Annotated in this window: 7 protein-coding genes; 6 read left to right on the top strand and 1 reads right to left on the bottom strand. The window is 58.6% G+C overall.

The genetic code is table 11. The features are described from left to right. Nucleotides 1-81 precede the first annotated feature (81 nt). The gene (locus tag ABX749_RS13180) at nt 82-225 is read right to left on the bottom strand and encodes a hypothetical protein (RefSeq protein WP_372896391.1); all 144 of its coding nucleotides are present in this window, start codon (nt 223-225) and stop codon (nt 82-84) included. Between the two features lie 182 nt (nt 226-407). Between ABX749_RS13180 and ABX749_RS13175 the strand changes: the two genes are divergently transcribed. The 6 genes from ABX749_RS13175 to ABX749_RS13150 all read left to right on the top strand — a co-directional run bounded on the left by ABX749_RS13175 (nt 408) and on the right by ABX749_RS13150 (nt 8,297). Continuing rightward, nucleotides 408-1,541: a cytochrome c gene (locus ABX749_RS13175; protein WP_372896390.1), complete on the top strand. Its 1,134-nt coding sequence runs from the start codon at nt 408-410 to the stop codon at nt 1,539-1,541. Nucleotides 1,542-1,618: 77 nt separating this feature from the next. Then, entirely contained in the window at nt 1,619-2,227 is a 609-nt protein-coding gene (locus ABX749_RS13170; protein WP_372896392.1) for a cytochrome c3 family protein, read from the top strand. Next, nucleotides 2,215-5,397, top strand: coding sequence for a TAT-variant-translocated molybdopterin oxidoreductase (locus ABX749_RS13165; RefSeq protein WP_372896389.1), 3,183 nt, complete (start codon nt 2,215-2,217; stop codon nt 5,395-5,397). The genes ABX749_RS13170 and ABX749_RS13165 overlap by 13 nt, the downstream gene beginning before the upstream one ends. 80 nt (nt 5,398-5,477) lie before the next feature. After that, a complete protein-coding gene (gene nrfD, locus ABX749_RS13160; RefSeq protein ID WP_372896388.1) occupies nt 5,478-6,953 on the top strand; it encodes an NrfD/PsrC family molybdoenzyme membrane anchor subunit in 1,476 nt (491 codons plus the stop codon). A 21-nt stretch (nt 6,954-6,974) separates the two neighbouring features. Further along, a complete protein-coding gene (locus ABX749_RS13155) occupies nt 6,975-7,544 on the top strand; it encodes a DUF3341 domain-containing protein (protein WP_372896387.1) in 570 nt (189 codons plus the stop codon). 3 nt (nt 7,545-7,547) lie between these two features. Further along, nucleotides 7,548-8,297, top strand: coding sequence for a cytochrome c (locus ABX749_RS13150; RefSeq protein WP_372896386.1), 750 nt, complete (start codon nt 7,548-7,550; stop codon nt 8,295-8,297). The last annotated feature ends 169 nt before the right edge of the window (nt 8,298-8,466 follow it).

The raw sequence follows: 8,466 nt of genomic DNA, 5'->3' as shown, positions 1-8,466 counted from the left end.
GTCCTCTGCAGTCGGCATCTTGGCAAGGACTCGTCGCCTCGTCCACGACCGCCTACCCGACACGCAGGGTGACACGCACCACTAGGGCCGCGCTTGCGATTGGCCTTGAAATTCCGGCAGCTCGTAATTGTGCGCCGCGTTCTTTTGCGCATAAACCAGCACGCTGATGAGCAAGATGGCGATGCCGGCCAAACCGACAATCAAGTTGCGTTTGGACGTGTCCATGACTGTTCGACTCCGGGCAAAAAGTGGTGGTTGGCTCCCGCGGCACAACCGGCAGCAGCACGACAAAACGTCGCAGCGACGCATTGCTCGGCGTTCCCCGATTGCCAATTGCGGAATTAAAGAGTAATGTATCCGTGATTGGGATCAAGTAGCCATTTTTCCGTTTTTCGGGAGGGCTGTCCGTGCCAAACGCATCCAGTGCTTCATCCGACCTCGAGCGGTGTGATGAACCGTCGGGTTTCCTGATGCCGCCGACGTTGTTCCTCGGGTTGGCCGCCCTGCTACTGATGTTCTTGATCCTGTTGGGCTTTGCGGTCGTGGTCGCAGATACCTATTGGTACTCGGCTGCTTCGGCCGATCACGCCCTCGATCGCGGGTGGGCATTGTTGTCCGCGTTGGCGCTCGGGTGGGCGTTGGTGAATCTGCATTGGTCACGCCGGGCTGCCCGAGACGGCGATTCGGTCGGCAACTCCATGGCCGCCTACTCTCATCTGGCCATCGTGCTGGGGTGCGGTTTGATTGCGTTGGGCATCCACTCGGTGCTCTTTGCCCGGGCGATGGGTTCACAACCCGTGGTGATGGACTATTCGCAAGCGGGAAAGAGTTCCCACGCAAGCGTCCCTGCCCCCGTCATGCTGGATCAGGGAGATGCGGAAGAAGGTCAGAAGATTTTTTCCACGACGTGCATCACGTGTCACGGACCGACCGGTGGCGGCATTGCGAACTTGGCGCCTCCGTTGCGTGGCAGCGAGTTTATCGCGGCAGCGGACGATGCGGCCGTCGCGGGTGTGATTCGTTTGGGTCGTCCAGCGACCGATCCTAACAACAAGAGCAAGAAAGTGATGCCCGCGCGGGGGGGCAATCCGTTTCTCGGTGACGACAAGATCGTTCATTTGGTCGCGTTCATTCGCTCGGTGCAAGGCGCGGGGGCAGACACTGCAACCGATCTCGTCGATCCCAACGCTCCGCCGCCGGCCCAACTTTCCAAGTGGGTCGTTCCCGCCGGTCCGGCGCCTCCACCTGGAATGGTCTCGTTAAAGGGTCGCAGCGACGTGGGTGACGATGCTTCGGTAACAGGCCGCGACCAGCGGCGTCGACGTCAATTGTCTCAGGTGCTGGTGCTGGGGCTGACCGGGATTCATGGCCTGTTCTTAATCGGTGTGATGGTGTTGTCCAGCGACATGCTGTTGCGACAGCTCAACGGCGCAACAAAGGCGAATGCCGAGCGGTCGAAGTGGGGTCTGTCCGCCGTCGGTTGGATCGTTTCAATGGTGGCGTGGATCGTCGTGTTGGTCATGGGGTTTGTTTGGTTGTAGGGGGATGTTGTATGAACGATCGTTTCTACTTCCCACGTTGGGCGAACTATTTATTCCCCGCTGCACTGATCGTCACGATGGGTGTGCTCACCTACCTGCCGCTCGTCTTGACCCTCGGCCTGTCGCCGACCACGCGTGCGGTTGGTTACCAGCCGATGCAACCGATCCCGTTTTCGCATGCCGTTCACGCGGGCAAGCTGGGAATCGATTGTCGTTACTGTCACACGACGGTTGAAACGGCTGCCTTTGCGGCGATTCCGCCGACGCAAACCTGTTTGAACTGTCACGCCGCGATCAGGTCCGAAAGCCCACAACTGGAATTGATGCGGACGAGTTATCGAGAGGGAACACCCGTCTCGTGGGTGAAGGTGCATGACCTGCCAGACTTTGTCTACTTCAACCATTCGGCACATGTCAACAAAGGCGTCGCCTGCCAAACGTGTCACGGACAAATCAACGAGATGGAAGAGGTCCGGCAAGACCAACCGCTCTCGATGGCTTGGTGTTTGGAATGCCATCGCGCTCCAGAGGACTATCTGCGTCCGCGCGAGCAAGTGACCAGCATGAGTTGGGATGCGCTGGCGTCAACCGGCAAAAATCAAGCCGCGTTGGGCACCGAGTTGGCCGCGGAGTATCACGTCCCATCGCAACAATTCATGACGAGCTGTACCACATGTCACCGATGAAACCCCAGCCGATGCCGGATGGAGCGTGCGGCTCTGAACGCAGTGCGTTTGACCGCAGTGGGACTGAACACCGCGATCCTGAACACAGTGGCCGGCAGTACTATCGCAGTATCGAGCACTTGGCCGGATCGCCGGCCGTGACGGAGTACATCGAGCAAGAGTTCCCAAGTTTATCGCAAGCCATTGGCACGACGGATCGACGTCAGTTCTTGCGATTGCTTGGGGCCTCGATGGCTCTGGCCGGGATCACCGCCACGGGTTGCCGTCGCTGGCCGGTGGAAGAAGTGCGTCCCCACACATCGCGGCCGGAAGGGTTTACGCCCGGTGTTGCTCAGCACTACGCGACGTCGATCGAGCTGGACGGTGTTTCGACGGGGATACTCGCCAAGAGTTATGACGGCCGACCGATCAAGATCGAAGGCAACCCGGACCATCCGTTCTCACGTGGTGCCGCCAGTGCGTTCTCGCAGGCAAGTGTGCTGGAGTTGTACGATCCCGATCGCAGCCGAAGTCCGTGGTTGCGGCAACGGCAGCGGACGGCACAAGCTGCGGATGTCAGCATCATCGGCTCACAGAGTACCTGGAAGAACTTTCAGAATTTCGCCACACCCCATTTCCAAGCGTTGCGCAACCGCCTTGGCGATGGCCTGGCGATATTAATTCAGCCGACCGCCAGCCCAACCTTCGCTCGGCTTCGCAGCGAGTTCGAGGCGGCATTTCCAAAAGCGCGTTGGTTCGAATACCAACCGCTGCACCGCGACAACGAGTTCGCAGGCAGTCGCGCCGCGCTGGGGCGAGTCTTGCGTCCCCAATACGATCTGCAGCAAGCCAGCACCATCGTGACGTTCGATGCAGACCTACTCGGCAGCCACCCGGCTTCCCTTCGACACGCTCGCGATTGGTCCGCCGGTCGTCGCTCGGTCGATTCCGGCAGCATGAATCGGCTGTATGCCGTTGAACCGGGTCTCACGATCACCGGTTCCGCCGCCGACGTTCGGCTCCCCATGAAACCGACGTTGGTGCAGCAGGCGATTGCCTACGTCGCCTACCGCCTGGGTATCCTGTCGACAGAGCCGGGCGAATTGAGCGAAGAGCAGATTGCTGTTCTCGAAAATGCCGCCCGCGAACTCAAGCAGGCCGGAGCTGCTGGACTCGTCGTGGCTGGGCCGGCTCAAAATGCTGTCTCGCACCAGCTTGCCCATGCGATCAACCAGACGATCGGCAGCGTCGGCAGCGCCGTTTCTTACACCGAGGAACCCCTGGCGCGGGCGGAAGGCAGCATTGAACAGATCGCGGCATTGAGCGAACTGCTGCAAGGCAACGTCTTGAACACGCTGGTCATTATCGGTGGCAATCCGGTTTACGACGCGCCCGCCGACACGCCGCTGAATCTGGTGTCCGACGAGGCGCGGCCGTTGACGTCGATTCACCTGAGTCTGCATGACGACGAAACATCCCAGGCGTGCACGTGGCATTTGCCGATGGCTCACTTTCTGGAAAGTTGGGGTGACGGCCGAGCCTGGGATGGCAGCTACACACTCCAGCAACCTTTGATTCTGCCGCTTTACGACGGCAAATCGCCGATCGAATTGTTGGCCATGTTGTCGGGTCAGTCGGCGGCGAAGTCGATGAATCTGGTTCGTGCGACGTTCGACAAACAATTCGACGGTGCGACGCAGCAGGATTGGGAACGGGCGTTACACGCGGGCGTCAGGGCCGACAGTGCCTTCGCGAACGTCGATCCTCCGGCCGCAACAGTCGATTCGACGGACGTACCTGACCCACACGACGCCCAGTGGGAAATCCGTTTCGCCCCCGATCTAAAATCTCACGACGGCCGGTTCGCGAACAATGCCTGGTTGCAGGAGTTGCCCGAACCGCTGACGAAAATGACCTGGGATAACGCGGCGCTGATCAGTCCGGCGGACGCAAAACAGCTCGGGCTGGAAATGGGCGACGTTGTCAAACTTTCCAGCAGCGATCGCGGTACAAGCAACGAAGTGCCGGTCTGCATCCTGCCGGGACACGCTCAAGGTTGCATCACGTTGCCGCTGGGCTACGGACGTACCGCTGCTGGACACATCGGTAACCAAGTCGGTGTCAATGCTTATCCGCTGCGGTCGAAACAATCGAGCTACTTGGCCAGCGATTGTGAACTGACCAAAACCGGTAAATCGCATGAACTGGTCTCGACACAAGTTCACGACGTGTTGGATGCCGTCGCGGAAGGCGCGAAACTGAAACGGTTGGGCGAGCGTGGCAAGCCGGGGATGATCGTTCACGAAACGCTGTTCGCCGAATACCAACACGACCATCATGCGGTTCACGGCGATGCGCACCCCGTCCATGCCGCTCCGCTGTTCGACTTGCCGCACAAGTTTGACTCGCCGCATCGCTGGGGCATGTCGATCGACTTGAACGCCTGCATCGGCTGCAGTGGTTGCGTCGTTGCCTGCCAGGCCGAGAACAACATTCCGGTGGTCGGCAAAGCGAACGTGGCGGTCAATCGCGAGATGCATTGGTTGCGAATCGATCGGTACTACAAGGGAGACATCGAATCGCCCGATGTGGTGCATCAACCGATGGCGTGTGCGCACTGCGAGAACGCACCGTGCGAGCAGGTTTGTCCCGTTGCCGCGACGGTTCATGACAGCGAAGGCCTGAATGCGATGGTCTACAACCGCTGTATCGGCACTCGTTACTGCGCCAACAACTGCCCCTTCAAAGTACGGCGATTCAATTACTTCGACTACCAAGCGTCTGACCCGCGAACGCCCGCAAAACCCTGGGTCGGGTTGCCGGATCAGCAGCAGACCGAAGACGTCTCGACGCTGAAGAAGATGGTGCACAACCCCGAAGTGACCGTGCGAATGCGCGGAGTGATGGAAAAGTGCACGTACTGCGTCCAGCGCATTGTGGACACGCGTATTCATGCCAAAAACGAACACTCGCAAGGCTTGCGGGAGTCGGATTTGGTGGCCGAAGGCGAAGTGCAAACGGCATGTCAGGCGACCTGTCCGACGCAAGCGATTGTGTTCGGCGATTTGAACCATCCGGAGTCGGCGGTTTCCAAAGCCAGAAAGAACGCGAGGTCGTATCAGGTCTTGGAAGGAAACAACTTAGGGGCCAGGACCACGTACCTGGCAAAAATTCGCAATCGAGAAACCTAGTGGGATAGGCGTCCAGCCTGTCTAGGAACGAGCAACGAAACATCGACGACAGGCTGGAAGCCCATCCCGCGGAATGAACCATGAGTACCATCAGCACAACGATGACCGAGCCGTCTCAGTGGGAGTTGCAAGCCAACCATCCCAGCGAGCGAGTGCCATTGGTGTTGGGCGACAACGATTTCACGACCGTCACCGATACCGTGACCGAACTCGCTCTGCGACGCACGCCGCCGATGTGGTATGTCGCGATGGCGATTTCACTGTCGCTGCTCTCGATGCTGCTGGTCACGATCACCTACCTGCTGGTCACCGGTGTTGGGGTTTGGGGCAACAACAATACGGTCAGCTGGGGGTTCCCGATCGTCAACTTTGTGTTTTGGGTCGGCATTGGTCACGCGGGCACGTTGATCTCCGCGATCTTGTTTCTACTAAGGCAAAACTGGCGAACGGGGATCAACCGGTATGCCGAAGCGATGACGATTTTTGCGGTGGTCTGTGCGGGCCTGTTCCCCGGCATTCACGTCGGACGGATCTGGTACGCGTATTGGCTGGCACCGTATCCGAACGAACTGGCGATGTGGCCCCAAGCTCGCAGCCCGTTGTTGTGGGACGTGTTCGCAGTAGGTACTTATGCAACCGTTTCACTGCTGTTTTGGTACATGGGGATGATCCCTGATCTGGCCACCCTGCGAGACCGCAGCACCTCGCGGATCAAGCAGCTCGCTTACGGCGTGTTCGCACTCGGTTGGAACGGTTCGAATCGGCACTGGTTGCGTTTCGAAAAAGCCTATTTGCTGTTGGCTGCATTGGCGACACCGTTGGTGTTGAGTGTTCACAGCGTCGTGTCGTTCGACTTTGCCACGTCCCAGGTTCCCGGTTGGCACACCACGATTTTTCCGCCCTACTTCGTCGCCGGCGCGGTCTTCGGAGGCTTTGCGATGGTGCTGGTTCTATCGATTCCGGCGCGAGAATGGTTCGGTTTGAAAGACCTGATTACCCATCGGCACATCGAAAACATGGCCAAGGTGATGCTGGGGACGGGGATGATCGTGGCTTATGCGTATTCGGTGGAATTCTTTACGGCTTGGTATAGCCAGCATCACTACGAACAATTTGTGTTCATGAATCGTCCCCTGGGCCCGTACTGGTGGGCATTCTGGTTGATGGTGTTTTGCAACGTCATCGCACCACAAGCGTTGTGGTTGACTTGGGTGCGGAAGCGTGTGTGGATCATTTTCGCGATCGCCATTTTGGTGAACGTGGGCATGTGGTTCGAGCGATTTGTGATCGTCGTGACTTCGCTGCATCGCGATTATTTGCCGTCAAGTTGGGCGATGTTCTCACCGACCTGGGTCGACCTGTTCATGTTACTGGGCAGCTTTGGATTGTTCTTCACGCTCTTCTTGCTGTTTTGCCGGTTCCTGCCGATGGTGGCGATGGCAGAAGTCAAGACGGTGATGCCGCAAGCACACGGTGATCATCCGCCAACGCGATTCGATTATCAGCCTTCTCCCGATACACCCGAGGAACTCCGCCGTGGGCACTGGTTTACCTAGGCCGTGTGGGGTTAAACAATCATGACCGACAAGCAACCTTACGCACTGATCGCCGAGTTTGATTCGGTATCCGCCGTCATGCACGCCGCCGAGCAGGTTCGCGACGAGGGTTACATGATCTGGGACGTTCACAGTCCGATGCCGATTCACGGCATCAACCAGGCGATGGGGCTGCGTCCGACCATCTTGCCGTGGATCACGCTCGCGCATGGTGTGGTCGGAGCCGTGTGTGGACTCGGACTGACGTGGTGGATGAACGCGACGACCGTGCCTGGTCTCTCGCCGAGTGTGCAAGGTTACGAGTTTCTGATCAGCGGAAAACCGACATTCAGTTTGCCCGCCAACATCCCGATCATTTTCGAGACCACAATTCTTTTCGCCGCCATCGGCACCCTGCTAGGGATGCTCGGTTTGAACAAGTTGCCGATGCTGCACAACCCGCTCGCCAAGAGCGAGCGGTTTCTCCGCGCGACAGCGGACCGATTGTTCATCGTGATCTCGGCGAAAGACGAACGTTTCGATTCAGAAACGACACATGAGTTTTTGCAACGGCTCAGCCCGCTGTCAATCGAAGTCGTGATGGAGGATTGACCGATGCCGACCTACCAAGAAGAACGATTTCCGCTACCGACGCCACGCCGTTTGGTGCGGGAACTGAACCTCCGGCGACCTCCGTGGTGGATGACCCTGCTACTGGTCGTGGTCGTGATCGGGACTTGGGTCCCCCTGGTGTTGATCCATCGTGTGCGTGGCACGACCTCACGTCAGCCTCGCGTTCATTTCTTCATGGACATGGATAAACAGGCAAAGTTCAGCACGCAAGCGGCGCACCCCTGGTTCGAGGACGGACGTGCGATGCGACAATCGATCGAAGGCACGATTCCTCGAGGTCACCTGCGGCACGATGCTCACTTTTTCGACGGGTTTACCAAAGATGCGGCCGGCGGTTCGGTCCAGTTCGTGACGACAATGCCGCCCCAAATCACCGTCGACGAATCCTTGCTGCGGCGCGGCCAGCAGCGATACGAAATCTACTGTGCCCTTTGTCATGGAACCAAGGGAATCGGCGACGGGACGATCAACCTGCGGGCGATTGAATTGGAGGAGCCAAAATGGGTTCCGGCGACAAACTTGATGACGCAAGAAATCCGTGATCGAGCGGATGGCCAGATCTTTCAAGCGATCCGCGATGGTGTCAGAAACATGCCCAGCTACGGATCCCAGATCGACCCGCGCGATCGCTGGGCGATCGTCGCGCACCTAAGACAATTGCAAAGCACATCTCCAGTTGCGGCACCGCTCGGCGACATCCCGCAAGTGGCACCCACGGGAGCCAACCCATGACCAATGTTCACCTTTCACTGCCACGCACACTGATTCAACTTCTCGCCGGCGGAGCGATCATCGGTGCGGTACTGTCACTGATTGGAGCCGCGGTCTACTCCGGCGGAAGCCGCCGCGTGATGTTGGCGTACCTCGTCGCCTTCGCGTTTGTCCTCAGTCTCTCGCTGGG

It is taken from the genome of Stieleria sp., from assembly GCF_041595215.1.
In the GTDB taxonomy this organism is placed as follows: domain Bacteria; phylum Planctomycetota; class Planctomycetia; order Pirellulales; family Pirellulaceae; genus Stieleria; species Stieleria magnilauensis.
Note: the sequence above shows the minus strand (reverse complement) of the source record. Positions and strands in the feature narration are given on the sequence as shown.

Coding starts and splice junctions, on each gene's coding strand:
- ABX749_RS13180 (WP_372896391.1), bottom strand. CDS start 225: ATGGACACGTCCAAACGCAACTTGATTGTCGGTTTGGCCGGCATCGCC.
- ABX749_RS13155 (WP_372896387.1), top strand. CDS start 6,975: ATGACCGACAAGCAACCTTACGCACTGATCGCCGAGTTTGATTCGGTA.
- nrfD (WP_372896388.1), top strand. CDS start 5,478: ATGAGTACCATCAGCACAACGATGACCGAGCCGTCTCAGTGGGAGTTG.
- ABX749_RS13150 (WP_372896386.1), top strand. CDS start 7,548: ATGCCGACCTACCAAGAAGAACGATTTCCGCTACCGACGCCACGCCGT.
- ABX749_RS13170 (WP_372896392.1), top strand. CDS start 1,619: ATGGGTGTGCTCACCTACCTGCCGCTCGTCTTGACCCTCGGCCTGTCG.
- ABX749_RS13165 (WP_372896389.1), top strand. CDS start 2,215: ATGTCACCGATGAAACCCCAGCCGATGCCGGATGGAGCGTGCGGCTCT.